Origin of the sequence: Borreliella japonica, assembly GCF_900099615.1 — a bacterium.
Lineage (GTDB): Bacteria > Spirochaetota > Spirochaetia > Borreliales > Borreliaceae > Borreliella > Borreliella japonica.
In genome coordinates, this window is sequence record NZ_FMTE01000004.1 from 176,429 (window position 1) to 203,088 (window position 26,660).

Annotated in this window: 28 protein-coding genes; 16 read left to right on the top strand and 12 right to left on the bottom strand. The window is 28.3% G+C overall.

All coding sequences use genetic code 11. The annotated features are described in order from the left end of the window. The first annotated feature begins 1 nt into the window (after position 1). The 3 genes from BLO14_RS04100 (at position 2) to BLO14_RS04110 (ending at position 4,290) form a co-directional block, all read left to right on the top strand. Positions 2-1,807: a DNA topoisomerase IV subunit B gene (locus tag BLO14_RS04100; protein WP_091973206.1), complete on the top strand. Its 1,806-nt coding sequence runs from the start codon at positions 2-4 to the stop codon at positions 1,805-1,807. Beyond that, positions 1,807-3,687, top strand: coding sequence for a DNA topoisomerase IV subunit A (locus BLO14_RS04105; protein WP_091973208.1), 1,881 nt, complete (start codon positions 1,807-1,809; stop codon positions 3,685-3,687). The genes BLO14_RS04100 and BLO14_RS04105 overlap by 1 nt, the downstream gene beginning before the upstream one ends. 66 nt (positions 3,688-3,753) lie before the next feature. After that, positions 3,754-4,290, top strand: coding sequence for a P13 family porin (locus BLO14_RS04110; protein ID WP_091973211.1), 537 nt, complete (start codon positions 3,754-3,756; stop codon positions 4,288-4,290). An 80-nt stretch (positions 4,291-4,370) separates the two neighbouring features. On the opposite strand, the gene smpB is transcribed toward BLO14_RS04110, so the two are convergent. Both smpB and BLO14_RS04120 read right to left on the bottom strand, forming a co-directional pair. Beyond that, a complete protein-coding gene (gene smpB, locus BLO14_RS04115; protein WP_091973215.1) occupies positions 4,371-4,823 on the bottom strand; it encodes an SsrA-binding protein SmpB in 453 nt (150 codons plus the stop codon). 11 nt (positions 4,824-4,834) lie between these two features. After that, positions 4,835-6,298, bottom strand: coding sequence for an SUMF1/EgtB/PvdO family nonheme iron enzyme (locus BLO14_RS04120; RefSeq protein ID WP_091973218.1), 1,464 nt, complete (start codon positions 6,296-6,298; stop codon positions 4,835-4,837). A gap of 70 nt (positions 6,299-6,368) precedes the next feature. On the opposite strand from BLO14_RS04120, the gene lepB (BLO14_RS04125) reads away from it, so the two are divergent. The 3 genes from lepB (BLO14_RS04125) to BLO14_RS04135 are packed head-to-tail and all read left to right on the top strand — an operon-like array spanning position 6,369 to position 8,410. After that, the gene (lepB, locus tag BLO14_RS04125) at positions 6,369-7,349 is read left to right on the top strand and encodes a signal peptidase I (RefSeq protein ID WP_091973220.1); all 981 of its coding nucleotides are present in this window, start codon (positions 6,369-6,371) and stop codon (positions 7,347-7,349) included. A 1-nt stretch (position 7,350) separates the two neighbouring features. Continuing rightward, positions 7,351-7,989, top strand: a complete 639-nt coding sequence (lepB, locus tag BLO14_RS04130; protein WP_091973222.1) for a signal peptidase I — start codon at positions 7,351-7,353, stop codon at positions 7,987-7,989. Continuing rightward, entirely contained in the window at positions 7,979-8,410 is a 432-nt protein-coding gene (locus tag BLO14_RS04135; protein ID WP_091973224.1) for a DUF188 domain-containing protein, read from the top strand. Before lepB (BLO14_RS04130) ends, BLO14_RS04135 begins: the two co-directional genes overlap by 11 nt. On the opposite strand, the gene bamB is transcribed toward BLO14_RS04135, so the two are convergent. Together bamB and BLO14_RS04145 are read right to left on the bottom strand one after the other, a co-directional pair. Next, a complete protein-coding gene (gene bamB / locus BLO14_RS04140) occupies positions 8,396-9,445 on the bottom strand; it encodes an outer membrane protein assembly factor BamB (protein WP_091973226.1) in 1,050 nt (349 codons plus the stop codon). The two genes, BLO14_RS04135 and bamB, sit on opposite strands and share 15 nt — an antisense overlap. Before the next feature lie 7 nt (positions 9,446-9,452). Next, positions 9,453-10,091, bottom strand: coding sequence for a BB0027 family outer member beta-barrel protein (locus BLO14_RS04145; protein WP_091973228.1), 639 nt, complete (start codon positions 10,089-10,091; stop codon positions 9,453-9,455). A gap of 149 nt (positions 10,092-10,240) precedes the next feature. Between BLO14_RS04145 and BLO14_RS04150 the strand changes: the two genes are divergently transcribed. Both BLO14_RS04150 and BLO14_RS04155 read left to right on the top strand, forming a co-directional pair. Continuing rightward, positions 10,241-11,146 carry a bifunctional 5,10-methylenetetrahydrofolate dehydrogenase/5,10-methenyltetrahydrofolate cyclohydrolase gene (locus tag BLO14_RS04150; RefSeq protein ID WP_091973230.1) on the top strand — a complete coding sequence of 302 codons (906 nt, stop codon included), beginning with the start codon at positions 10,241-10,243 and terminating at the stop codon, positions 11,144-11,146. Beyond that, complete coding sequence (locus BLO14_RS04155) at positions 11,147-11,878, top strand: YebC/PmpR family DNA-binding transcriptional regulator (RefSeq protein ID WP_091973232.1); 732 nt, start codon at positions 11,147-11,149, stop codon at positions 11,876-11,878. Positions 11,879-11,884: 6 nt separating this feature from the next. Here BLO14_RS04155 and BLO14_RS04160 read toward each other — a convergent pair whose 3' ends face one another. Beyond that, positions 11,885-13,024, bottom strand: a complete 1,140-nt coding sequence (locus tag BLO14_RS04160; RefSeq protein ID WP_091973234.1) for a PQQ-dependent sugar dehydrogenase — start codon at positions 13,022-13,024, stop codon at positions 11,885-11,887. A 70-nt stretch (positions 13,025-13,094) separates the two neighbouring features. On the opposite strand from BLO14_RS04160, the gene ruvA reads away from it, so the two are divergent. The 6 genes from ruvA to BLO14_RS04190 all read left to right on the top strand — a co-directional run bounded on the left by ruvA (position 13,095) and on the right by BLO14_RS04190 (position 19,032). Then, positions 13,095-13,685 (top strand): Holliday junction branch migration protein RuvA, encoded by a 591-nt coding sequence (ruvA, locus tag BLO14_RS04165; protein ID WP_091973236.1) that lies wholly within the window; start codon positions 13,095-13,097, stop codon positions 13,683-13,685. A 46-nt stretch (positions 13,686-13,731) separates the two neighbouring features. Beyond that, a complete protein-coding gene (gene ruvB / locus BLO14_RS04170; protein WP_091973238.1) occupies positions 13,732-14,775 on the top strand; it encodes a Holliday junction branch migration DNA helicase RuvB in 1,044 nt (347 codons plus the stop codon). After that, positions 14,750-15,790: a tRNA preQ1(34) S-adenosylmethionine ribosyltransferase-isomerase QueA gene (gene queA / locus BLO14_RS04175; RefSeq protein ID WP_091973240.1), complete on the top strand. Its 1,041-nt coding sequence runs from the start codon at positions 14,750-14,752 to the stop codon at positions 15,788-15,790. The genes ruvB and queA overlap by 26 nt, the downstream gene beginning before the upstream one ends. A gap of 72 nt (positions 15,791-15,862) precedes the next feature. Further along, positions 15,863-17,530, top strand: a complete 1,668-nt coding sequence (locus tag BLO14_RS04180; protein ID WP_091973243.1) for a diphosphate--fructose-6-phosphate 1-phosphotransferase — start codon at positions 15,863-15,865, stop codon at positions 17,528-17,530. Between the two features lie 7 nt (positions 17,531-17,537). After that, the gene (locus BLO14_RS04185; protein ID WP_091973315.1) at positions 17,538-18,047 is read left to right on the top strand and encodes a hypothetical protein; all 510 of its coding nucleotides are present in this window, start codon (positions 17,538-17,540) and stop codon (positions 18,045-18,047) included. Positions 18,048-18,051: 4 nt separating this feature from the next. Beyond that, positions 18,052-19,032 carry an RluA family pseudouridine synthase gene (locus tag BLO14_RS04190; protein ID WP_091973313.1) on the top strand — a complete coding sequence of 327 codons (981 nt, stop codon included), beginning with the start codon at positions 18,052-18,054 and terminating at the stop codon, positions 19,030-19,032. On the opposite strand, the gene BLO14_RS04195 is transcribed toward BLO14_RS04190, so the two are convergent. Continuing rightward, positions 19,029-19,994, bottom strand: a complete 966-nt coding sequence (locus BLO14_RS04195; RefSeq protein ID WP_091973246.1) for a YitT family protein — start codon at positions 19,992-19,994, stop codon at positions 19,029-19,031. The genes BLO14_RS04190 and BLO14_RS04195 overlap by 4 nt on opposite strands. Positions 19,995-20,122: 128 nt before the next feature. Here BLO14_RS04195 and BLO14_RS04200 point away from each other — a divergent pair, with 128 nt between their 5' ends. Both BLO14_RS04200 and udk read left to right on the top strand, forming a co-directional pair. After that, entirely contained in the window at positions 20,123-20,497 is a 375-nt protein-coding gene (locus tag BLO14_RS04200) for a rhodanese-like domain-containing protein (protein WP_091973249.1), read from the top strand. Continuing rightward, positions 20,497-21,117, top strand: coding sequence for a uridine kinase (gene udk, locus BLO14_RS04205; protein WP_091973252.1), 621 nt, complete (start codon positions 20,497-20,499; stop codon positions 21,115-21,117). The genes BLO14_RS04200 and udk overlap by 1 nt, the downstream gene beginning before the upstream one ends. On the opposite strand, the gene priA is transcribed toward udk, so the two are convergent. The 6 genes from priA to BLO14_RS04235 are packed head-to-tail and all read right to left on the bottom strand — an operon-like array spanning position 21,114 to position 26,657. Next, a complete protein-coding gene (gene priA / locus BLO14_RS04210) occupies positions 21,114-23,102 on the bottom strand; it encodes a replication restart helicase PriA (protein ID WP_091973255.1) in 1,989 nt (662 codons plus the stop codon). The genes udk and priA overlap by 4 nt on opposite strands. Beyond that, on the bottom strand, positions 23,095-23,694 hold the full coding sequence (locus BLO14_RS04215; protein ID WP_091973257.1) for a uracil-DNA glycosylase family protein: 600 nt from the start codon (positions 23,692-23,694) through the stop codon (positions 23,095-23,097). Before BLO14_RS04215 ends, priA begins: the two co-directional genes overlap by 8 nt. Next, positions 23,687-24,427: a tRNA pseudouridine(38-40) synthase TruA gene (truA, locus tag BLO14_RS04220; RefSeq protein WP_091973260.1), complete on the bottom strand. Its 741-nt coding sequence runs from the start codon at positions 24,425-24,427 to the stop codon at positions 23,687-23,689. Before truA ends, BLO14_RS04215 begins: the two co-directional genes overlap by 8 nt. An 8-nt stretch (positions 24,428-24,435) precedes the next feature. Beyond that, the gene (locus BLO14_RS04225) at positions 24,436-25,275 is read right to left on the bottom strand and encodes a DUF2225 domain-containing protein (protein WP_091973262.1); all 840 of its coding nucleotides are present in this window, start codon (positions 25,273-25,275) and stop codon (positions 24,436-24,438) included. 3 nt (positions 25,276-25,278) lie between these two features. Further along, a complete protein-coding gene (locus tag BLO14_RS04230) occupies positions 25,279-25,656 on the bottom strand; it encodes a holo-ACP synthase (protein ID WP_091973265.1) in 378 nt (125 codons plus the stop codon). After that, on the bottom strand, positions 25,653-26,657 hold the full coding sequence (locus BLO14_RS04235; RefSeq protein WP_091973267.1) for a YbbR-like domain-containing protein: 1,005 nt from the start codon (positions 26,655-26,657) through the stop codon (positions 25,653-25,655). The genes BLO14_RS04230 and BLO14_RS04235 overlap by 4 nt, the downstream gene beginning before the upstream one ends. Positions 26,658-26,660: the final 3 nt, after the last annotated feature.

Here is a 26,660-nt window from a genome sequence, read left to right on the forward strand (position 1 = left end):
GATGAAGACTCAAAATTATGACGAAAGTAAAATAATCACCCTATCTTCTCTTGAACACATTAGATTAAGATCTGGTATGTATATTGGTCGTTTAGGAGATGGTTCTAATATTGATGATGGTATTTATATTTTAATTAAAGAGATAATAGATAATTCAATTGATGAGTTTATTATGGGTTACGGAAATGAAATTCTTATAAAGAAAGAAAATAATCTTATTACTATTAGGGATTATGGAAGAGGGATCCCTCTTGGAAAAGTTATTGAGAGTGTTTCAGTTATTAATACTGGAGCGAAGTATAATGATGATATTTTTCAATTTTCCGTAGGGCTTAATGGGGTTGGAACTAAGGTGGTTAATGCCTTAAGTTCAAAATTTCTAGTAAGATCAACAAGAAATGGCAAATCTTTTGAGGCTTTATTTTCTAAAGGAAACTTATTGGAATCTAGAGAAATGAAATCTTCTGATAAAGACGGCACTTATGTTGAGTTTTTGGCAGATTCAGAGATATTCGGAAAATATTCTTACAGTGAAGATTTTCTAAAGAGAAGATTTTTCCATTATGTTTGTTTGAATAAAGGACTTATAATAAACTATAATAATCAAATTTTTGAATCCAAAAATGGTCTTTTAGATTTTTTGAATTCAGAAATTAAAAGTGATGATTTGCTTTATGATATTGTTTACTATTCTAGTAAGACCTTAGAATTTGCTTTTTCTCATACAAATAATTATGGAGAGACTTATTTTTCATTTGTTAATGGGCAATATACTAACGATGGGGGTACTCATCAGACTGGTTTTAGAGAAGGCTTTGTAAGAGCTATTAACGATTTTCTTAAAAAAACATATTCGTCAACAGATGTTAGAGAAGGGCTTGTTGCAACTCTTTCTGTTAAAATTAAAGACCCAATATTTGAAAGCCAAACTAAGAATAAGCTTGGAAATATTGAAACTAGAGGCAATGTTGCAAGGGAAGTGCAAAAGATAATTTCTGAGATTTTGTATAAAGATAAAATACTTGCAAAATTGATTGAGGAAAAGGTAGTTGACAATGAGCGACTTAGAAAAGAATTAAGTAGTGTAAGAAAAGAAGCAAGAGAGAGAGCAAAAAAAATATCTTTTAAAATTCCTAAACTTAAGGATTGTAAATTTCATTTTAATGGTAACAGTAAGCAATCAGAACAAACCATGATATTCTTAACAGAAGGGGACTCTGCAACAGGTTCAATGGTGTCTTGTAGAGATGTTTATACTCAGGCTATATTTTCTCTTAGAGGAAAACCTCAAAATATGTTTGAAAAAAATAAATCTGAAATATATAAAAATGAAGAGCTTTATAATATGATGGTGGCTCTTGGTATTGAAGAATCAATTGAAAATTTGAGGTATAATAAGGTTGTAATAGCAACCGATGCAGATTTTGATGGATTTCATATTAGAAATTTGTTGTTAACCTTTTTCTTGACTTTTTTTGAAGATTTAATTTTAAATGGACATATGTATATTTTAGAAACCCCTCTTTTTAGGGTTAGAAACAAAAAAATCACAATTTATTGTTATTCTGAGGAAGAAAAGCAAAAAGCTATTCTTCAGCTTAAAGGTAGGGGGGGGTGTGAAGTAACAAGGTTTAAAGGCCTTGGTGAAATTTCTCCAAATGAATTTAAAGGTTTTATTGATATTAATAGTATTAAACTTACAAAAGTGGATCTTTTTAATATTAAAGAAATAAAAGAGAAATTGGGTTTTTATATGGGGCAAAATACTCCTGAGAGGCGGAATTTTATTATGGAGAATTTGATTTAATGGATATTAGAACCGTACTTAAAGATAATTTTTTGCAATATTCATCTTATGTTATTAAAGATCGTGCTATTGCTAGTGTTGTTGATGGATTTAAACCAGTTCAAAGAAGAATTATACATTCTCTTTTTGAAATGCATGATGGTAATTTTCATAAAGTTGCAAATGTTGTTGGTAATACAATGAAATACCATCCCCACGGTGATACATCAATTTATGAGGCTCTTGTTAATATTGCTAACAAGGATCTATTTATTGAAAAGCAGGGTAATTTTGGTAATTTGTTCACGGGTGATCCCGCTTCTGCTTCTAGATATATTGAATGCAGATTAACACCTTTAGCTTTTGATGTTCTTTACAGCAAAGAGATAACAGTTTATGAATCTTCTTATGATGGAAGAAATAATGAACCTTTGCTTTATCCTGCAAAAATTCCTGTTATTTTGATTCAGGGAAGTGAGGGAATTGCTGTTGGAATGGCAGCCAAAATATTGCCTCACAATTTTAATGAGATTTTAAATGCAGTAAAGAGTGAACTTCTTGGAGAGACTTACGATATTTATCCCGATTTTCCAACAGGAGGAATAGTTGATGTTAATGAATATGCTGATGGTAATGGTAAAGTTTTAGTTAGGGCTAAAATTGAAACTATAGATGAAAAAACAATTGTAATAAGAGAATTACCTTTTGGTGAGACCACTGAAAGTTTGATATCTTCGATTGAGAAAGCTATTAGAAAAAATTATATTAAAGTTTCAAGCATTAATGATTTTACTGCCGAGAATGTAGCTATAGAACTATCTTTGCCCAGGGGTGTTTATGCAAGTGAAGTGATTGAGAAGTTGTATCATTATACAAATTGCCAGATATCAATTTCTGTTAATTTATTATTACTTAGTGAGCGATATCCCGTTGTTTATACTATTAGAGATCTTATTAAGTTTCATGCAGCCCATCTTCAAAAAATTTTAAAAATGGAACTTGAGTTGCAAAAAAGCAAGATTCTTGAAAAAATATTTTATAAAACGCTAGAACAAATTTTTATTGAAAAAAAGATTTATAAACTTCTTGAAACAATTTCTAAAGAAGAAAATATTGTAAGTATAATATTGTCAGAGGTTTTAAGGTACAAAGAATCTTTTTCAAGAGAAGTTTTAAAAGAAGATATTGAAAATTTGCTTAAGATTCCAATTAGAAAAATAAGTCTTTTTGATATTGATAAAAATTCCAAGGATATTAAAATCTTAAATAAAGAGTTAAAGAGTGTAAATAGCAGTATTTCTTCAATAAGAGGATATTCAATAAACTTTATTGATTTATTGCTTTCAAAGTATTCTAAGGATCATCAAAGGAAGACTGAAATTTCTTTAATCAAATCAAAGAATGTAAAAGAAATAGCCACAAAGAATATGAAAGTATATTTAAACTTGGCAGAAGGTTTTGTAGGAACTAGTCTTTTTGATGGTGAATTTATTGGAAATGCTAGTTATTATGATAAAATATTGGTTTTTAGGGAAAATAGTTATGTTCTCAAAAATATTGAAGACAAGGTGTTTATAGATAAAAAGAATATATGTGTTTTAGTTTATGATATAAATAATTCAAAAGAACAAATATTTTCATTAATTTATCTTAATAAACTTGACAATTTTTATTATGTTAAAAGATTTAAAATAGATAAATTTATTACAGATAAAGTTTATGAATTTTTGGGAAAAAATGATGAATTTGTCGATTTTTCATTGAGCCCCAAATTTGTAGAATTTTTGACAAATAAAGATATTGTTAAAAGAATTGAAATTGCTAATTTTATGGTCAAATCAAGAAGCTCTATTGGGAAGCGAATTCCAAGTAACAATTTGAAAAAAGTTAAATTCAAATAGTTTAAAAACCTTTTTTAAATTCCATTAATATGGTACCATGATATCAGTTTTAATAAAGGGGTTTTTATGAATAAATCTTTAATTTTTATTTTGGTAGCTTTTTGTGTTTTTTCCAGCTTTGCTCAAGCTTCTGATTCTAAAAGCACTTTTAATCTGGGAGCAGGAGAAAAACTTTTGGCTTATGAAACTAGCAAAAAAGATCCTATTGTACCATTTTTATTGAACCTTTTTTTAGGGTTTGGGATAGGTTCTTTTGCTCAAGGCGATATTCTTGGGGGTTCTCTTATTCTTGGATTTGATGCGGTTGGTATAGGTCTTATACTTGCAGGAGCTTATTTAGATATCAAAACTTTTGATGATAGTGCCAAAAAAGTTCCTTTTAAATGGACTTGGGGCAAGGGAATGATGTTGGTAGGTGCGGTTACTATGGCAGCGACAAGATTGACAGAAATTATTCTTCCATTTGCATTTGCCAATAGCTATAATAGGAAACTAAAAAATAGCCTTAATATAGCTTTGGGAGGATTTGAGCCTAGTTTTGATATCAATACGGGTCAAGCCAGTGCTCTTGGTTTTGAATTGTCTTTCAAAAAGAGTTATTAATTTTATTTATTATGAAAATGGGTAATTACAATTTTGTATTGTGATTACCCATTGGAATTTAAAATTAGAGCTTTTATTTATTATTTATATTTTATTTCCCTACTAAGGTCTTTTTTTATACTTTTTTGTTTTAGTATTTCTCTTTTATCATACAATTTTTTTCCTTTACATATTCCAACTTCTACTTTAATTATCGATTTTTTCAAATAAAAACTAATAGGAATTAAAGTGTATCCCTCTTTTTCTCTAAATTTTTTTAGTCTTTGTAATTCCTTTTTTTTGATTAGGAGCTTTCTAGGTCTTAATTCATCATGATTGAAGATATTTCCTTCTTTATATTTTGATACGTGCAAGTTTTCAAGCCACAATTCTTCTTTTTTTATACTCGCAAAACTATTGTTAAATGATAATTTTTTTGCCTTTATTGATTTTACTTCAGTTCCTTTTAGTACTATTCCACAACTTATTTTATCTTCAATAAAGTAATTGAATTTTGCCTTTTTGTTTTCAAGAAACAAAGTATTTGTGTCCAAATCTATCCCTTCTATCCTTTTGATACAATCAATCTAAAACCAATGTTTGGAGAGCTCCAATTTTTCAAAAAAGAAGCTTTAGTTGATGGATTGAGTAAATTATTGTTTTGATAAGGGTATGTTCTAATTTCTGTTATCAATGAATAAAAATTTGAATTTTCGTTATAAAAATTTTTTTCATTTTTGAATATTGCAATATCATTAAAGGATGAATTTTGCATTAAATTCCAAAACCCAACTTTTTTTGATATTTCATTAATATTTAAAGGTTTTTTGTTTGGTTCTTTTTGGTACAATTCCCATTCTTGTGATATGGGGAGTCTTGCTTTTAATCCGTCGGGAAGTTTTTTAGAGTACCAGTTGGCATATTCTATTGCTGAGAAATAAGATATTCCCGTGATAGCTTCATTTAAGCCTATTTGATTAAAATTTTTAAGATAATTTTCATCTACAAGTTGTTCTTTTATTAAATTTTCTTTATTATTTAATGTCCATTTTGGATTTTCTTTTAAAAAATCTTGATACTCATATTTTGTAACATTTTGTTCTTGAATAAGAAATTCTTTTATACTATAGGTAGATTTTAGTGAAATATTTTTTGAATCTAGTTCATAATTTTGAATTTTTTCGATTTTATTTGAATTTATTTTTTTAAATCCAGGTAACGTTATATTAATGTTTTCATTTTTAGAAGTTAATTGAATGTTTTCATTGTCTAGAGTTTTGGTTAATTTTTTAACCCAAGGCTCATTTTTTGTTAACATTTTTAAATCTTTATTTAAATTTTCTAAAAACCAAAAAATAGCTCTATTTTCTAAGTCAAAATTTGTTTTTAAAGAGTTCCATATTTTTTCTTGATTGCTATTGCTTTGGTCTATTGAATATACCATTTTGTATGAATCTAAAAAATCTTTAAACATTTCGATTGAATTCAAGTGAGGTATGGAATCTTTGAGAAATTTTTTAATGTATTTGGGATGTTCTTTGAGTTCACTAGATATTAAGGAAAATACAGGAATTAATTTTGTATTTTCATTAATATTTTTTATTTTCACCATTATAGAGAGCTCTTTTTGTCTTTGTTTAATGATCTTTTCAGGATCAACCAGTTCTAAATTTATTTGTAAACTGTAGCTTCCAAAAAATTTGTTGTGAATTTTTATGTTTTGCTCGTATGTTTTAAATCCCATCCTTTTTGCTTTAATAATTCCTTCAGTAGTATTTATATATCTGTTAAGAGGAGTTCTGCCGATATATTTTTCGTTTAAATAGATGTAAGTGTTTTCAATATTGGAATTTATTTTTAAATATGCTCCTGGATTTTTAAACTTAGGTATGACAATTGAAATTGATATTAAGCTTAAAAGCAATATTATTGTTGTAATGAATACGTAAATTTTGGGAGCTACTCCTAGAATTGGCTTTAATTTAACTTCAAAAAGCTCAACATTTGAATTTTCATCAATTTCTTTCATCTTTTAAAGTATAGAAAAGTATTTAAATAAGTGTCAATATTTTGTATGATTTAATTCTTGAGGTTAGATTATGTATTTAAGAAAATTGGATAAATTTGCATCTTTTTTGGTATACCTTATTGAAAAATACTTGACATATCGAAAAAGAAAGAAGTATTACTGCAAATTAAGGGCGAAGAAACGAGGATTTTTGCTCAACTTTTTATTTGATTTTGTAGCAGCAGCAATTTTTGTACTGGTAATAAATCAGTATTTTGTTCAAGCTTATAAAATACCATCAGGTTCAATGGAAGATACTCTTCAAATAGGGGATTTTTTATTTGTAGATAAATTTTCTTACGGTCCTGAACTTTTACCAGGATTATTTAAGATTGATGGTTTTAAAATTCCAGAAGAATCCGATGTTATTATTTTTGAAAATCCAGAGTATAAATCAAAGGGTGTTTTTTTTGATATTTTTCAAAGAATACTTTACATGTTAACTTTATCTTTTGTTGACCTTGATAAAGATGAATATGGTAATCCCAATGTTAGATTTCTCGTAAAAAGAGGTGTATTCTCAGACGGTAAAGTTGTTAAATTTAATAATGGTAAAGCTTATGTTAAAAGAGAAGGCGAAGAAAATTTTATTTTAGAAGATTCTTATCGGGATTTGGTTGGTCAAAATTTTAATATTAAAAAAATTGTGGCAAATGAGGATTATGGTATTTATGGTGATTTTGCTATGTTTGTTGCTCTGAGTCAGTTAAATATAAATTTAAGCAGTACCCCCGATTTTTCATTTTTTGATGTTAGAGTGATTGATAGGTTTGAATTTGAAAGATTGGAATATAAGTATTTGTCCGCTTTTATGCCCTATGTTGATTATTATATGGAAAAAGCTATAATAAGAGATTATGGTATTTATGTTCCTTATGGATATATTTTGCCAATTGGAGACAATAGGGACAATTCTCATGATGGTCGATTTTTTGGAGTAATTAATAAGGATAAAGTGCTTGGAAGAACTTTGATAATATATCTTCCATTTTCCAGAATAGGATTTATTTAAAGTGGCTCCTTCATATTTAACTTTCGAACAAAGAATTTTAAGGAAAAAGCAAAGAAAAATTTTTTTTAAATATGTTTTAACATTTTTAATGTTAAATTTTTTTTTCACAAAGTTTGTTTTGCAAATTTTTATGATTAAAGGCAATGAGATGTTACCAACAATAACAAAAAATGCCAGTTTATTTTTTGTTGCAACACATATAACATCTTTTTTTATTCCTTTAAAAATGAATGATATTGTTCTTTATGAAGATTTTAGGTTAAGCGATAATTTTTTATTAACTTTAATAAAAGATTTCTTTTTTTTAAATAAAATTTTTAAAAGAGCAAGCTATAAAGTATCAAGAATAGCAGCTGTTCAGGGCGATTCTGTTTATGTTAGAGGTTTGAATGTTCTGGTAAATAAAAAGGATACAGATTTTTTTTATTTGAATGGCAATTTGGTTAGCTATTACAAGTTGAATAATTTTTTCAATACAGATGAAGTGGTTAAGTGTTTTATTTTGAAAAAAAATGAAATTTTTTTATTGAATGATAATTTAAGTGTTTTGAATGATTCTAGAATATTTGGTCCTATTAACAAAAATGCTGTTGTTTCGTTTTTGGCTTTTAAGGTAGTGGACTATAAGATTGTTAAATAAAATTTTTGTTGATGCTGATTCTTGTAATTTTAAGATAATAAAATTTTTACAAAAATTTATATTGCACAATAAATCAAAACTTATTGTAGTTTCTAATAAGTTTTTAAGTTTGGAAAAAACAGAAAATGTTGCTTTAGAGGTGGTGGACAATGTTGATGTATTTATTTTGAATTTAGCAGACAGGAGCAGCCTTGTGATTACTCGAGATATTTTTTTTGCTAAACTTCTTTTAGATCTTGAGGTTAAGGTTATGAATGATGAGGGTCGAATTTTTAATATAAATAATATAAATTATTTATATTTTAGATCTAAGATTAATTTCAATTTGAAAATTAAGACTAAAAAATATTATGATGAAGATTTTAATAAATCTAGATATGATAAATTTATAACAAACTTTTATTCTTTATTCTTTAGTTAATTTTTTGTTTTCCAATTTCCACAAACCTTTGCCTTGAGTTAATATGTAAATCGTGTTGTTTGATACGGGAATAATATCGTTAAGGCCCGTTTTGCCTAGCTGAGAACCGTTATAAGCTCCAGGCTCTACGGATTTTGAGGGCGCTTGTAAAGCAAAAATTCCTTCTTTATTTTTTGTAAATTCTGCAAATCCATTATTACTTCCGATTAATATTGCATCATTAAATTCTCTTGCAAAGTAGCCGCTAAATTCACCTACTTCGTCTTGAATAAATATTGGTGTTGTATAATTATTTGCATTCGAATACACCTTAAATTTTGTGTCTAAATTGTTATAACCACCAGTCATTACTAAAATTTCAGAAAAACCCCTAATGCTTGTTTTAATGATAGGCATTATTTCTTTGGTTTGTTGATAGTCTATACTTGTGTATGTATTATTGTTTATTTGCCATATTTTAAGTGAATTTCCTGTAATTAAGTTATCCTCATTTGATATTTGTAAAAATTTGTCATTTTCATTAGCTTGTGATGGTGTTTTGTCAGCCCCTTGCAGATCAAAAATTCTCTCTTGATTATTTTTATCTATAGCCAAAATATGTGCTTCTTTTATGCCCTCTTTTCCCACAGATTTTAAGAATTTATATGCTTTTAGTGGTTTTTTAAATTTTAATATCCAATCGTTTCCACTTAACTCGCAAACTTCTAGTTCTGCTGTTTTGTTTTGTGCTAAAAGGTAGGTTTTACCAGATACATTTACAATATCATTTACAAACTCATAAGAATTGCTCAAATCAATTTTTTCAATCTTGCCGTTTTCTTTTTTAAATAAATGCATGGCTGCAATGTAAAGCGTTTCTCCTACTAGAGAAATTCCTCTTGGACTTGAACTACCCAAAATATTATATTCATGTTTTATTTCTTGCAGATTTCCTAGTTGTGAAAATATGGATTCGCTTGAGCATCCTGGTAGTAAAAATATTAATAAGCTTAAAATTAATCTTTTTTTAAAATAGTTTTCATATCTTTGTTTCATTTTTACCCTACAATTTATTTACATTTACTGTAACTGATAATGATATAAGTGCAAAATGCGCCATTTTAGCATAATTTCCAAATTCAAACATCATCCACCAAGATGTTGTTGCTCCAAAAGACCATTTATGGTTGAAGTTCCATAAAATTCCAGTTCCAAAAGAAATTGTAGGTAGTGTGTCAAAAGTTCTTAAATTTGTAATATTGTTATTTCTATCCCCGTATGTATTAAGAGAAAACCCCATGTTTGTGAAAACTGGAATTTGAAATAATTCTCCTATATCAAATATATAGTTTACTGAAAATGTAATAGGTACACTATAAAAAATTTTACCTACACTTGAATCTGGATTTAATATATTAAAAGAATGGTTAATGTCAAAGTTAAACATATATCTCAGTTCAAGTCCGATTGCCAAGTTGTTTAAAATATGGTACTGATATTTTATTGCCCCAATACCTCCTGGATATAAATTGGTAGGATAAGCTTTTGATAAGTCATTGTAAAAAACAGGCACCCCAACACTTAAATCTATTCCCAAAGTAGAGTTTGTATGTCTATCAATATTGACTGCGGCTTCAATTTTTTTTATGTTTACACCAATTAGCAAGGTTGCAATTAGCATTATAAAAAGATATTTTTTCATTATTCTCTATTCTTTTAAAATTATTATCCTTGTTTATTATAGTTGAAAACAAATTTAATTACAATTTGAAATTTATAAGTTTAGCTTTCCTTATATTGATAATCTAAGTATAATATTAAGGTAATCTTGTTGGGTTTAAGAGGCATATTTTGAATACTGTGTTTAATGGTAAGGATTTTGCAAATAAGTATTATTTAATGTTGAAAGAATTCTTAAAACAGCACGATTTGAGAGATAAAATTGCATTAAAGGTGCTTTTAGCAAATGATGAGCCTGCAAGCAAGCTTTATGTTTCAATTAAGAATCGAGTTGCAAAAGAGATCGGCTTAAATGTTGAGGTAATTAAATTTTCTACAAATTCTGTTCAAAGCGATGTTTTAGAAGTAATTGATAGGGAAAATAAAAATTTAAGTACAGATGGGATTATTGTTCAATTGCCCCTTTTGAAAGGTATGGATTTAAATTCTATTTTAAATGGCATAGTTTATTCAAAAGATGTTGATGGTTTATCTTTTGTTAATTTGGGTAAAATGATTTTGGGCGATAAAAAAGGATTTATTCCTTGTACAGCTCTTGCTGTATTAAAGATTTTGCAAGATAAAAGGATAAAAACATCGGGGAAAACGGTTGTTGTAGTCGGCAGGAGTCCTCTTGTAGGAAAGCCTATTTCAATATTGCTCTCATCAAAGCCTTATGATGCAACTGTTATTTCTTGTCACAGTAAAAGTATTTATTTAGATGTTTATTTAAGGCAGGCGGATATTGTTATTTCTGCTGTTGGTAAGCCTAAGTTAATAGACAAAAGCATGTTATGCGGAAAACCTTATGTAATTGATATTGGTATTTCTGAAATTGATACTGATAACGGAAAAATTCTCTCAGGCGATACAGATTTTGATAATATTAAAGATTGTGTTAAATTTATTACCCCTGTTAAGGGAGGAATAGGACCTGTTACGGTTCTTATGTTAATGTTTAACACAATTAAAGCTCATTTGATTAATAATAATATGTTTGGCATTTTGGATCGGTTGGAAAAATTAATGGAGGTGTAAATGTCTGGTCACAGCAAATGGTCAACAATAAAGAGGAAAAAAGGTGCTCTTGATGCAAAGCGTAATAAAATTTTTACAAAGCTAATAAGAGAAATAACTATTGCAGCTAAAATAGGGGGGGGGGATATTGAGTCTAATCCAAGACTAAGAGTCGCTGTTAATAAAGCTAAAGTTGCCAATATGCCAAAAGATAATATTGAGAAGGCAATAAAAAAGGGTGTTGGCGGTAATGAAGGGGTAGAATATTTTGAAATCACTTATGAGGCTTATGCTCCTTATGGAGTGGCTTTAATGATTAAATGCTTGACAGACAATAAAAACAGAACTTCTAGTGATGTAAAAAGTGCTCTTTCAAAAGGTGGAGGATCTCTTGGGACCCCAGGTTCAGTCTCATATATGTTTTACAGAAAAGGTCTTATTGTCTATAATTTAGAAAAATATCTTGAGGATGAAATAATGGAATTTGCATTAGAAGTTGGTGCTGAAGATATTTTAGTTTCAAATAATGAAGTAGAAGTTGTAACAAGTCCTGATGATTTTGACAAAGTTTTATCTTTCTTAAAAACTAAATTTAAAGAAGAGATGGCAGAGATAGCTTTAATTCCTGAAAATAAAATTTCTTTAAACAAAGAGCAAGCAGAAAAAATAATTCTTCTTGTTGAAAAACTTGAAGACTTTGATGATGTTCAAGAAGTAATTCATAATTTGGAGATTCCAGAAGAATTAAACTAGTTTTATTTAAATCTTTTCGTAGTATACTCTGTAGATTTTATTTCCAAAATCATCTGAAAAAAGCATTGAACCGTCATGATATGTGATTATATCAACAGGGCGTCCAAATTTAGAGTTATCGGGCTTTAAAAATCCATATAAAAAAATTTCGTAATTTTTTGCTATTCTGGTTTTGGGATCAATATCTAGTGTGGTTATTCTGTAGCCAACAGGAGAAGATCTGTTCCATGAACCATGTTCTGCTATGAATAATTTATTTGTATATTCTTTTGGAAAGTTATTTCCTTGGTAAAAGTGTATTCCAAGTGGAGCTACATGTGCAGGAAGTTCATAGATGGATGGGCTAAAATTAGTATTTTTGGGTGCTTTGTTGTAAAAATTGTAATTTTTTTGGTTTTTCCCAAACACGTAGGGAAATCCAAAATGTTCTTTATATTTGATTATTAGGTTTATTTCATCTGGGGGGATGTTGTCTCCCAATCCGTCTTGACCATTGTCGCTAAAATATAGTTCATTGCTAATTGGATGGAGATCAAACCCAACTGAGTTTCTTACCCCAAAAGCTACTATGTCTTCTTTTTTTGTTTTTAAATCGATGCTGAGAATTATTGCTTCTTTATTTGGGGGAATATTAGCATTATTTTGAGATCCTATGTTTACTATTAATTTGTTATTTTTGGGATCCACTTTAATATAACGTCCAGAGTGCATTTTGGAATTATTTTTTGGTAAAAGTGAAAAAATTTGCATTTTCCATGTATAGTCTTCATTTGCTTTTATGCTTTTATTAATTTCTTCTTTTACATTTTCAACCACATATATTTTATCGACTGAAGATATATATAATTTATTATTCCAATAAGTAATGCCAATAGGGTTTTTTAGAGTTTTTGCTATGGTATAAATTTTTTTGGTTTTTGTTACAAAATATGCAAAAGTACTCCCAGATCCTATAAATATGTTTCCATCTTGATCGCTTGTAATTCCTCTTGGTTTTTCGATTGTATTGTTTAAGAAAATTTCGACTTTAAATCCATTTGGAACTTTTAGCAGGTTTGTGGTTTCTTCTGCTGCCATACTTATAGATAAGATTAAAAAAATAGTTGCAATTAATTGAAAATAGCTATTTAGAAGTTGATTTTTCATCTAGTGTCCTTTTTTTTATTTAAGGCTTTTGCTTTAAATTGGATGTTTCTGTGTAATATAATTTAATTATATGATAAATAAGATCCATGGTAAAGTTATAGAAAAAAAAGAATCTAGTTTGGTTTTAATGACTACTGTTTTTGAATTTGAGCTTTTAGTTAGTGCATTTTGTCTTGCTAATTTTAATTTGTCAGACAAGGTCGAACTATTTACTTATCTTTATGCGAAAGAAAATGAATTAAAACTTTTTGGATTTTTGAATTCAGACGAAAGAGAGACTTTTAAAAGGCTTATTGGGGTGAGTGGAATAGGTCCAAGGGCCGCTTTAAGAGTGCTCTCTAATATAAGGTATAATGAGTTTAAGGATGCTATTGATAGAGAGGATGTTGAGCTTGTTGCTAAAATCAAAGGCATTGGTAAAAAAATGGCTGGTAAAATGTTTTTACATCTTCAGGGTAAGCTTTTAATTAATAATGAGCTTGAATCTAGTCTTGTTAAATTTAAAGAATTAGAAGAATCGATTGTTAGCATGGGATTTGATAGAAAAATTGTTGATGCTAAACTTAAGGAGGCTTTCAATTCAGTTGAATTTTCAAATTTAAAAGACTCCGAAAAGGAACAGTTTCTATTTAAGGAGGTTTTAAAAAGAATGTCGAATTAATTATGTTAGTTTTTGGTAGTTATTAAATAGTCTTTAAGAGGTGTTTATGAAAGACGAAAATAGTATAAAGTTTTCAACTTCTAATGAAAATTATTTATATGATAAGAATGAAAATGAGCTTAGGCCCAAAGTTTTTGAAGATTTTAAAGGTCAGTCTAATGTTAAAGAAACCCTTAGTATTTTTATAAGAGCTTCCAAAGAGAGAGATGAAGCTTTGGATCATGTTTTTTTAAGTGGTCCACCAGGTCTTGGAAAAACTACCCTTGCAAGTATTATTGCATTTGAGATGAATGCTTCGATTAAGATTACGTCAGCTCCGGCTTTTGATAAACCTAAAGATATTATTGGGATTTTGACAGGTCTTGATGAGAAGAGTGTTTTATTTATTGATGAAATACATAGACTTAGGCCAATAATAGAAGAAATGCTTTGTATTGCTATGGAAGATTATGAGCTGGATTGGGTAATCGGGCAAGGAGCCAACGCAAGAACTGTTCGAATGCCACTTCCAAAATTCACATTGATTGGAGCTACTACTAAACCGGGAAGAGTAACATCTCCACTTTATGCGAGATTTGGAATTACTGCAAGATTTGAACTTTACAGTGAAATAGAGCTTGTTGAGATAATAAAGAGAAATTCTATTATTTTAAATATTGAAATAGAAGAGGATGCTGCCTTTCTTCTTGCAAGAAGTTCAAGAGGAACTCCCCGCATAGCAAATAGATTGCTAAGGCGAATAAGAGATATTGCTCAGGTAACTGGAAGTTTGGTTGTTACAAGTGACATTGTTGCAATTGGACTAGAAATGCTTAGAATTGATGGAGAAGGTCTTGATGAGCAAGATAGAAATATTTTAAGAAGTTTAATATTGAAATTTAATGGGGGCCCTGTAGGTGTTGATACTTTGGCTATTTCTGTAGGGGAAACAGCAGATTCTCTTGAGGATTTTTATGAACCTTATTTAATTATGAAAGGATTTATTAACAGAACTCACAGAGGTCGTAAAGCTACTGAGTTTGCGTATCTCCACTTAAACTTAGAGATGAAAGAGGATGATATTAGTGAAAACCAAAGAGTTCCATTTTAATTTACCCTATTCTTTAATAGCTCAATATCCAAGTGAAAAAAGAGGAACTTCAAGGTTAATGGTGCTAGATCCTAAATTGCAAAAAAATTATCATGAAAATTCTGTAAACAATATTTTAAAATATATAAATAGCGATACTTTTATTATTTTTAATAACTCAAAAGTTAGAAAATCAAGAATGTATGCAGAATCAGAGATGGGTAGTAATGTTGAATTTTTGATTTTGGATAGAATTGGCACCGATTTGTTTACTGCGTTGATTTCTAAGTCCAAAAAGCAAATTGTTGGCAATGTTTACAAATTTCCTGAAGGATTAGTAGGTGAAATTTTGTCAAAAAATAGTAGTGAGATTGTTTTAAAATTTAATAATGATGTTGGGGAAGATTATTTTGAAAAATACGGTTTTATTCCTATACCCCCTTACATTAAAAGAGATTATGACAAAATAGATGAAGATCGATATCAAACTGTTTATTCTAAGTATGTTGGGTCTGCAGCTTCTGCAACTGCGGGGTTGCATTTTAGTCAAGATTTGTTTTCTGCTTTTAAAAAGAACAATATTGAATATGATTTTATTACTCTTCATGTTGGGCTTGGTACCTTTCTTCCTGTAAGATCAAAAAAGGTTGAAGAACATAATATGCATTTTGAAACTTTTTTAATAAAAGATTGTGTGGCTGATAGATTGGAGAATGCAAAATTGCTTGGTAAAAAAATTTTATCAATTGGTACCACAACACTTAGAGCTTTAGAGTCAGCTTATGACAATAAGCTTAAGAAGTTTAAAACAGGCCAGCAAAGTACAAATCTTTTTATTTATCCTGGTAAAAACTATTGTTTTAAGTTTGTAGACATGCTTTTTACAAATTTTCACACGCCACAATCTACTCTTTTAATGCTGGTCTCTTCATTTGCAGGCAAAGATTTTGTGTTTAGCTCTTATGAAGAAGCTATAAATAAAGGTTATAAATTTTTTTCTTATGGTGATGCTATGTTGGTTTTAAATCATATATAGATATTAGTTTTAAATTATTTTAATATTTAAGTTGTGATAGAGGCTTGATTTAATTAATTAGGAGGAAAATGTATGAATACTTCTCTTTTTCAGCAAGAAAGGCAAAAGTATATTCCTAAATTGCCAAATATTTTGAAAAAAGATTTTAAGAATATTGGTTTGGTTTATGGAGAAAAGACCGAAGCAATTCAAGACAGACAGGCTTTAAAGGAATTTTTTAAGAATACTTATGGACTGCCAATTGTAAGTTTTGCCGAGGGTAAGTCCAATTTATCTTTTTCAAAAGCTTTGAATATCGGAATTGTTCTTTCTGGGGGGCCCGCTCCTGGGGGGCATAATGTTATAGCTGGTGTTTTTGACGCAATAAAAAAATTTAATGCAAATTCAAAGCTTTTTGGATTTAAGGGGGGCCCTTTAGGCCTGTTAGAGGATGACAAAATTGAACTTACTGAGAGTTTAGTAAATTCTTACAGAAATACCGGAGGTTTTGATATTGTATCTTCTGGAAGAACAAAAATAGAAACAGAAGAACATTATAACAAAGCCTTATTTGTTGCTAAAGAAAACAATCTTAATGCTATTGTTATTATTGGTGGTGATGATTCGAATACCAATGCTGCTATTCTTGCAGAGTATTTTAAAAAGAAAGGAGAGAGTATTCAGGTTGTTGGGGTTCCAAAGACAATTGATGCCGATCTTAAAAATGATCATATTGAAATTTCATTTGGGTTTGATTCTGCTACGAAAATTTATTCTGAGATGATAGGTAATTTATGTCGAGATGCTATGTCGACTAAAAAATATTGGCATTTTGTCAAACTTATGGGTAGGAGTGCGTCTCATGTTGCTTTAGAATGTGCTTTAAAAACTCATCCAAACATTTGCATTGTGTCTGAAGAGGTTTTGGCTAAAAAGAAAACTTTATCTGAAATTGTTGATGAAATGGTGTTTGTTATTTTAAAGAGATCTTTAAATGGGGATAATTTTGGAATAGTTATAGTTCCAGAAGGTGTGATTGAGTTTATTCCAGAAGTTAAGTCTTTAATGCTTGAATTATGCAATATTTTTGATAAAAATGAGAGTGAGTTTAAGGGACTTAATATTGAAGGAATGAAAGAAGTTTTTGTTGCCAAGCTTGGTGATTATATGAAGGGAGTTTACTTGTCTTTACCTTTGTTTATTCAATTTGAACTTGTAAATTCAATTTTAGAAAGAGATCCTCATGGGAATTTTAATGTTTCAAGAGTTCCTACTGAAAAATTGTTTATTGAAATGGTTCAATCAAGATTAAGTGAAATGAAAAAAAAAGGAGAATATAAGGGAAGCTTTATTCCAGTTGATCATTTCTTTGGCTATGAAGGTAGAAGCGCTTTTCCTTCTAATTTTGATAGTGATTATTGCTATGGTTTAGGGTACAATGCTGTTGTTCTTATTTTAAATGGCCTTACAGGCTATATGTCTTGTATAAAAAATTTAAATTCAAAACCAACGGATTGGATTGCAGGAGGAGTTCCCCTAACAATGTTGATGAACATGGAAGAGAGGTATGGGGTGCAAAAGCCTGTAATAAAAAAAGCTTTAGTTGATTTAGAAGGAAGGCCATTTAAAGAGTTTGTTGAAAATCGTGATAAGTGGGCTTTAAATAATTTGTATTTATGTCCAGGGCCTGTGCAGTATTTTGGTCCTTCTGAGATTGTTGATGAAATAACTGAGACTTTAAAGTTTGAATTATCGAAATAGAAAATTTATGCTTATTGCAAGCTTGTTGTTGTTTTTTAGTGTTTTGAATGTTTATTCAAATTCACTTGATTATTTCAAGCTAAATTTTAGTTATTTAAAGATAAGTATTGCTGAAAGTTTGCCATTGCAAGACAAATTAACTTCCAGTGGCAATTTTGTTTCTCATGAAAAAAATAGCATGTCTGTTGTCGATAAGGATGATTCTTTTCTTTACAAAAATATTCAAGAAAATAAAGCTTTAAATCTTGAGAATGAGCTTGAGTCAAAAACAGCAAAAGATTTGTTTAGGTTTTCAGCAATCAGTATTGGATCTTTTCCAATAGTTTTATTTTTGAGCTTGTTTTTTTTTGATGTAGGATACTATTTTTATAGCGGAATGAATGCAAATTACGTTCCATATCCCTTTTCAAATGGTTCTAGGTTTTCAAAAGATGAAATTTATAAAAAATTTATTGTTTCAGCTTCCATTGGGGCTATAGTTGCGTTAACTATAGCTTTGATTGATTATTTTCTTTAGTGATATGATAAGACTTAGGAAAGAATTTACTGTTAAAGAAAATGCTTTAAGATTGGATCTTTATTTATCAAACAATTTGGAATTTTTTACTAGAAGTCAAATTAAAAGAAGAAATGTAGAAGCTTTCAAAAAGAGTAATGGAAAATTTTTTAAGATAAAATTGTCCAAGCCTGTTTTTAAGGATGACGAAATGCTGATTGAATTTGACGAAGAGAGTAGTCAAATTGATTGTCTTAGGCCCAATAATATCCCTATTGCTATAATTTATGAAGATTCTAATGTTATTGTTTTGAATAAACCACAAGGAATTTTAAGTCATCCTGGAATATCACATTGGGATGATACTGTTGTAAATTTTCTTTTATACCATGTGAAAAAATTGAAAATTAATTTTAATGAAGAAAAAATTAGACCTGGAATTGTTCATAGATTGGACAAAGATACTTCTGGAGTGTTAATTTGTGCAAAAAACATTGGCACTTTAAGGTTTTTATCTCAGCAGTTTAAAGATAAAAGAACAAATAAAGTTTACATCGCAATTGTTAAGGGCAATTTTAATGGTTTTTTTGGAAATATTGAATCTTTTATAGATAGAGATAAACACAATAGGAAAAGATTTGCTGTGTCTAAAGATAGAGGTAAAAAAGCATTAACAGAATATAGGTTATTACTCAATTTGGGGGGATATTCTCTTTTGGCTTTAAAACCTAAAACTGGCCGTACTCATCAATTGAGGGTCCATATGAAATATCTTAATTTTCCAATATTGGGCGATGAGGTTTATGGCAGATTAGAAGGCAGTTTCAAAAAAACAACTTTAATGCTTCATTCTTATAAGCTTGAAATTGATGTTGGAAACAAATCTTTAAAGAAATTCATTTCTGAATTTCCCAAAAGATTTGTTATTTTTTTGTCAAATTTTTACAAGAGTGATGAATTGAATTTGATTATTGATAATTTGGTTCTCTTCTTAAAAGATTTTTAATTTGAAACTTCTTGTTTTAATAAGATTGAATTAGCTATTATTTTGCCACCAGTGATTTCATTAGTGTTAATAACAGTAATGAAACAGTTTGGATCAACTTTTTGCGATATATACTTAATTCTTGATAAGCGCATTATTGGAACTACTATAAATACTATAGTTTTTTCTGTTCCTGCCCAAGCTCCTTTTCCGTTTATTAATGTAGCGGCCAATTTTAACTTGTTTGTAAGAAGATAGGCAATTTCTTTTCCTTTATCCGAAATGATTAATATTGCTTTTTGATTTCCAAATCCAGTGCTTGTTTTGTCTGTCATTATAGATGTTACAAATGATGCTATTAGCGTATAAAGGGCGATTTCAATATTAAAGAAAAAGGTTGCAAGTATTAATACTGCTAGATTGATTATGAAGTTTGTTGTTCCAATACTAATTGAATATTTTTCTTTAATTATCATTGCAATTATGTCTGATCCGCCTGAAGAGCCTTTACCTTTGAATACTAGTCCAAGACCAAGTCCAGAAATAAGTCCAGCTAGTATTGATACAAGCATCATATCATTAAGATGTATTTTGTTTTGTAAAAACTGGGAGTAGTTTATGATAATAGAATATAATCCCATTGCAATCCAACTTTGAATGATGAATGTTATATTTAAAAATTTTATTCCAATAAGAAATAATGGGATATTTAATGCAAATATTGTCCATCCTAAATTGAAGCTTAACAAGTAATGTAGCATTAATGAGATGCCCCCAATTCCCCCACTAAGAAGTCCATGAGGAATATATAAAACATTCGTAGAAATTGCCATTAGTGCAGATCCTAAAGTTATTTGTATTGTACTACCAAGTATTAATTTGGGATTTTTAGCTATAGTTTTTAATTTTTTTGCTAGTATTATGAATAACAACTTGAGTTTTTTTTTAATTCTGCGCCAATGTATCTTTTTTTTCTTTTTCATCTCAACTCTAGGGTTACTTTTAAGCTGTAAGTTCTAATTTACTTGAATTTTATATTAATTTTTCAAAAAAAACAATTTTATTTCCTTTTTTTATTTTTTTTGATATCATGTTCATGGAAACTATGTCGATGAGTTATGCAAAATTTATAGCATTAATAGTTCTGCTTTTTTTTTATATTTGGTTTTTTATTATCCTTAGGATGAAAAGGGCAAATCTGTTTTTGTTGGAAAAAATCAAAAATGGAGCAAAAATTTTGGATATTCGATCTCCCAAAGAATATAGTAAGTCTCATTATTTGAAATCGATTAACATACCTTTTAATAATTTATTTGCCAAAAAGGATAAGTTGGGCGATTTTGAATCCCAAATAATTGTTTATGGCAAAAGTTTTAATAAGTCTTATGAGGCTAAAAAAGTTTTAAAAAGTATGGGATTTAAGAATGTATTTGTGGCTGGTACTTTAAAAGACATGCCACAAATTAAGAAAAAAGAAGTTGGTTGATGGCTAAGATTATTGGGATATCTGGTGGTTCTGGAAGCGGAAAAACTACAGTTGTAAGCAAGATTAGTGAGTTTATTCCAGAGTTTGTCCTTATTTCTCAAGATAATTACTATAAGAGTGTGGGTGATTATGAATATGAGTTTTCTAAGGTAAATTTTGATCATCCGGATGCTTTTGATAATAATTTGTTTTATGAACATTTGAAAAATTTAAAAAAAAATAGCCCAATAGATATGCCTCTTTATGACTTTATTAATCATAAAAGACAACTTAAAACAGTTTTGGTTGTTCCAACTCCTGTTGTTATTGTTGAAGGTATTATGATTTTTGTTGATGAGAGAGTAAGAAATTTAATAGATCTTAAAATCTATATTGATACCCCAAATGATATTAGATTTATTAGGCGTTTAAGGAGAGATATTTCTAAAAGAGGACGTACCTTGGAGTCGGTTATTGATCAGTATTTGAGCACCACTAGATGGGGTTATTATAGATTTATTGAGCCTACCAAGGAATATGCTGATCTTATTATTCCTGAGGGAGGGCATAATGATAAAGCGCTTTATGTGCTTTCAACGTTTCTTAAGTCTTTAAGTAAAGAAGGGTTAGACTTTATTTAAATTAATGATATTGGATAATAATCTATTTCAATGTAAACAGTATTCGTTATTTTTATCTTTTCTCTTGTCTTGTTAACTAGTTTTTCAAGCAAACTGTAGGACTTTGACAAGTATATTATATTATATCTGTAATTTTTAGATATTTTCTTCATAATAGCTTCTGATGGTCCTAAATGCTCAATTTCTTCTTGCAAAAATTCTTTAGATTTTTCAAAAAATTCCCAACATTTTTGTTTAGCTGATTCTTCATTTTTGCTTCTAAATATTATTCTAATAATTTTGTTAAACGGGGGATAGTTTAACTTTTTTCTTATATCTAGTTCTTGTTCGTAAAATTGTTCATATTGATTCTTATAAGCATACTTTATGGCATAATAATCAGGATTTTTTGTTTGTATTATAATTGTGTTGTCATCTTTGAATCTTGCAACTCTTCCCATAATCTGTGAGAGTGTTGTAAAAATTCTTTCGCTGCTTCTAAAATCAGGTAATCCTATTCCAATATCCGCGTTGATTATACCTAGTGTTTTTATATTTTCAAAATTGAATCCTTTTGCGATGATTTGTGTTCCGATAAGTATGTCTATTTCTTTGTTTTCAAATTTACTTATTGAATTTATATTTTCTGTTTTTTTAATATCAGAATCTATTCTTGCAATTTTTGCATTTGGCAAAAATTTTTTTAATTCTTTTTCAACAAGTTGAATTCCATAAGTTTTGTATTTAATGTCTTTTGATTCACATTGAGGGCATTGGCTTGTTGTTTGTGTTTTATAGCTACAATAGTGGCATAAAAGTTTGTTTTCTTTTTTGTAGTAAATCAGACTAAATGAGCAATTTGGGCAACAAATTGTATGTCCACATTCGTTACATTCGAGATTTTTTAGATATCCTCTTTTATTAATGAAAATCAAAGATTGTCTTTTTTCATTCAAACTTTTTTGTATGCTGTATAATAGTTCTGATGAGATTGTGCTAAGTTCTTTTTTCATATTTATTATTTTTATATCGTCTATTTTGCTTTGAGAGAATTTGTTTTGCATTATTATTTTTTTTATTTGATTATGTTTCATTGCGTGGTATGCTTCAAGAGAAGGTGTTGCGCTTCCCATTATAAATTTAGCATTAAATTTTTTTTGCAAAAAAAATGCTACATGTCTTGAGTGAAATCTTGGGGTATTTTCAGATTTGTATGTAGTTTCGTGTTCTTCGTCCATAATTATTAATTTTAATTTGGTAAAAGGTAGCATTAGTGTACTTTTAATGCCAATAACAACCAGACTTTCTCCATTTTTGACTTTATTCCATATTAAATTTTTATTAGAATTTGGAACTTTAGAGTTGTATTCATAAATTTTATGGTGTGCATTTAATGCAGATTTTATTCTTTTTATTATTTGATATCCTAATGATATTTCAGGAATCAAGAAAAGTATTTGCTGTTCTAGTTGTAAGTAATATTCACACAGTTTAATAAATATTTCAGTTTTTCCAGATCCAGGTATTCCAAAAAGGTAAAAAACATTAGTTTTTTCTGACTCAACAATTTCTTTGTAAATATTTTGTTGTTCTTTGTTTAGTTGAAGGTGATTTTTATGATCCGGATACAGGTACCCATTTATTGAAGGCAATGTTTGATTTTTTTTGGATTTTGCATTTTGGGGCAACCCAAAGAATAGAGTTTCTCCGAATCCTGAAAATGTTTTTTTACTAATCCAATTTGCTAAATTAATGTTATGTTCTGTTATTATTTCAGTTTTATCTATTATTTTAATAATTTCTTTTATTTTAAATTCAAATTTTTCTTTGAATTCGTTTTCAAAATATTTTTTAATAATTATTCCAATTTTATTGGAGCCATTAAAATTAACCATTACTCTTATTCCAATTTCTAGATTCAAGTTGAACCTGTAAAAAAAAAGTTTATTTAAAGGAATGTTTATTGCAATTTCATAGTAATAAGTTGAATGATAATGTTCAGCCATATTTTATTATGCCTTTTATTATTTTTAAATCTTGCCATATTTCTTTTTTTAATTCTGGATTTTTTATTTGATTTGTAGGAAGGTGTGTAAAAACCAATGGTATGCCTTTAAATCTTAGTTCTATTCCCCTTACAATTTGAATTCTTAATGGTTGATTTAAGAAAAAATCTATTTCTTCACAAGATAAAATTGCTTTGGGAGTTTTGTTGCTGATTTCTGAGTTAAGTGATTCAATATTGTCTATTATTTTATAATTTTGTATGTTTATGCTTTTGCACCATTTCGTTACAATATCCTTTGAAGGTTCGTTGAGATAGTTTTTGTTTACATATATTATAATATAATTGCTGATACTTTTTTCTTGTAAGGTATTATTTGATAATAGGTTTGTTAAATTTTTGTTTTTTTCAGGTACTTCTGCGGGTTTTTTGTTGTTTTCATTTTTTTGATAAATTTTAACATTTTTAACTTTTTCTATTTTTTGTTTAATCTCATTATCTATTTTTTCAAAATTTTCTGTAATTTTGCCTTCGATATTATTTGTTAATATTTTAAGTAAAAAAAGTTTTTTAGCTAAAATATTGTTATTCATAGTAAACCTTGTCTAAAAATAAAGCATTTGCGGGCGCAGTTTTTCTTGCAAGGTTTCTATTTTTTGATTTTAGTATTGTTTCAAAAGTAGAAATTGATTCATTTTTTATTTCAATATTCAACATTGTACCTATTATTGATCTTACCATTTTCCACAAAAAAGAAGACCCTATTATTTCAAAAATAATATATTTTCCTCTTTTTTTAAACTTGGCAAAATATATATGCCTAAATTTGGATCTGCTTTTATCCTTTATGCATGAAAATGTGGTAAAATCATGATTCCCAATTAATATTTTAGCCATTTGGTTTAAATTGCTTATGTTGAGTTTTTTATTTACATGGTGAGCTTGATATCCTTCCCAAGGATAGTAGTTGTTGCTGTTTAATATATAGTAACTGTATTTTCTTTTTTGAGCGTTAAAACGTGGATGAAATGAATTTTTAACATATTTGAGTTTTAGTATTTTTATACTGTTTTTTAATAACATTGCATTTAAAGCTTTTTTTAGATTGTCTAGATGAATATTGATGCTCATCTTAAAAGTTATTATTTGTCTTTTTGCATGAACTCCTTTATCTGTTCTTCCAGATGAATGAATCTTTACTTTTTTTTTATTGATTTTCATCAGAGCTTTTTCAATTTCTCCTTGAACAGTAGGCTTTTCTGGCTGTATTTGAAATCCATAGTACATATGTCCGTCATAAGCTATTTCAGCTAATATTTTTTTCATTTATTTATTTATTTAAGATTTTTCATTTCCCTTGATATTTTGAAGTAAACTTCTTTGATTTTATCTAAAAGTATTGAAGGCTTTTCTTTTGAAGATTTGCCCATTCCCGCTATTTTAGAAAGAGTGGTTTTTATGTCGTTTAATTGTTTGTATCTGTATTCTTTATTATCTCTATTCCCATAAAAGTATTCTAGAAGACCTGATAAGTAGAGAACACTGTCATAGCCATAATTTTTATCTGTATCTGGGCCGAATATGGTTGATGCGTTAACAGGTTCTGAATTGTCTTTGTCTTTTTCGATAACTAGTTTATAAAGATATGCAGCTTTGTGGTAAAATATTTTTTGAAGATAATTATAGTTTTTGTTTGGTTCTTCTTTTTCAAGGTCTTCAAATGTCCAAGCGGCTCTTATTGCTGATTTTGCTTGATTTAAAGTGGGATTATGATTCTTTTCAAAATGTTCGTAACATAGCATGGCAAGAATATAACTTGCAGCTCCTTCTTTTAATGTTCTAGATTTGCTGAAGTTGATCATGTCATCAAAAATAGAATTTATTTTTTTTCTTTCGGACTTTTTATTTTGTAAAATTTCTTTTTTGTTTTTAGAGATTGAATTAAATTCGCTTGGAAATGTTGCAAAGTAGCATTTTGGACATACTGTTACAGAGTATATTCTAGGATAAATATTGCCATATTTGTCGTTTTTTATATATTCTCTTTTTAGATCAATTTTCAACTCTCCAGCTATTAATCTGCTACTTCCAGTCAAAAGTTCTTCTTTTTGAAATTTAAAAGAGCACACAGGGCATTCAATTTTTTCTTTTGTAAAATATGATATTTTTTTCATGAATTAATTTTCTACCATTACAAATGCAATAGCGTACTCCTTTTCATGTGATATTGTTAGGTATAGTTTTAAATTCATTTCTCTTGCAACTTTTTCAATTTCATTATGCAAACAAAACTTAGCATTCCCTTTTAAAGATTTTATTACCTCCATATCTTTAAGACTATAATGTATTTTATATTGCAACAGTGGGGTTAATGCTTTAATTAAAGATTCTTTAGCTGCAAATTTTCCAGCTAAACTTTCTATAATGCTGCCGCCCCCTTTAAACTTAAAATTTTCAATTTCTTTATGAGTAAAGAATCTCTCCATTTTTTTTTTATTTTCTAAAAAACTTTTGAATCTTTCAACTTTTATTATATCACATCCTATTGACTTCATGGTTTGATCTCTGAGTTTTCAATTATTTCTAGTTTTATTTTTTTGGGTTCATAATCATATATTTCTGTTTCATTAATATTCTCTTTAAGAATTATATTTGTGTTAATGTTGTAAATTCCAGGAGTTTTTATATCTGCTAAATCAAAAGCAAGGCTTATATTTTGATTGTTTATATGGGTTTTAATTTGTTTTTCAGAAAGTCTTGTTTTTATTTTTACAAACATTTTGTTTTCTGAGTTTATTATTTTTTCTTTATCTTTAATTTCAAGACCATTTTTTAGATTATTAAAAATAAGATTAGGAGATTTTATTGTTGTGTTTGAATATTTTTTGTTTAAATAAATATTGATTACTGCGTGGCTTTTTTCAAACATAACTAAGGGATTTGGAGGAACTACTTCAAGATAATCTGATACAAACAGGGTTCTTGTGTCAAATTCTTTTACATTGGTTTGAATAGTGTTTATTTTTTTGAGTTCTTGTTCGGGTCCATATACTAATAAATGTTCAGGTAATATATTATATTTTGCAATAAAATATTCTCCTTTGCCATCTTTTTCTATGAGTTTAAATTTGGGTTCTATTTTAACTAATTTAGAGATTTTGTTATCAAGATTTAGCAACACATTTGTTTTTGAAAGTTTATATTCTGCAATGTGTATTGAGTTGAGATTTTTTATTTTTATTGGTAACTTATATTTTCCAGGAATCTTTATTTTTGATGCTTCAATAAATAATATTATTTTATTAAGATCAAGATATTTTAAGTCATCTTTGTTGATTTTTATTGTAATCTTGACTTTGCTAAAGTCGGGAATTTTTCCAAGGGCTATTTGATCATTCAAGATAATTTTGAATTCTTTTTCAGTTGTTATTGATTCTATTTTATTGAAATTAAATGCTACAAACATTAGAATAGCTATTAAAATGGAAATGGCTTTATTTTGCCAATCATCAAATAGTAACTTTATTATATTTGTTATTTTTTTGCTTTTTTTCATTAT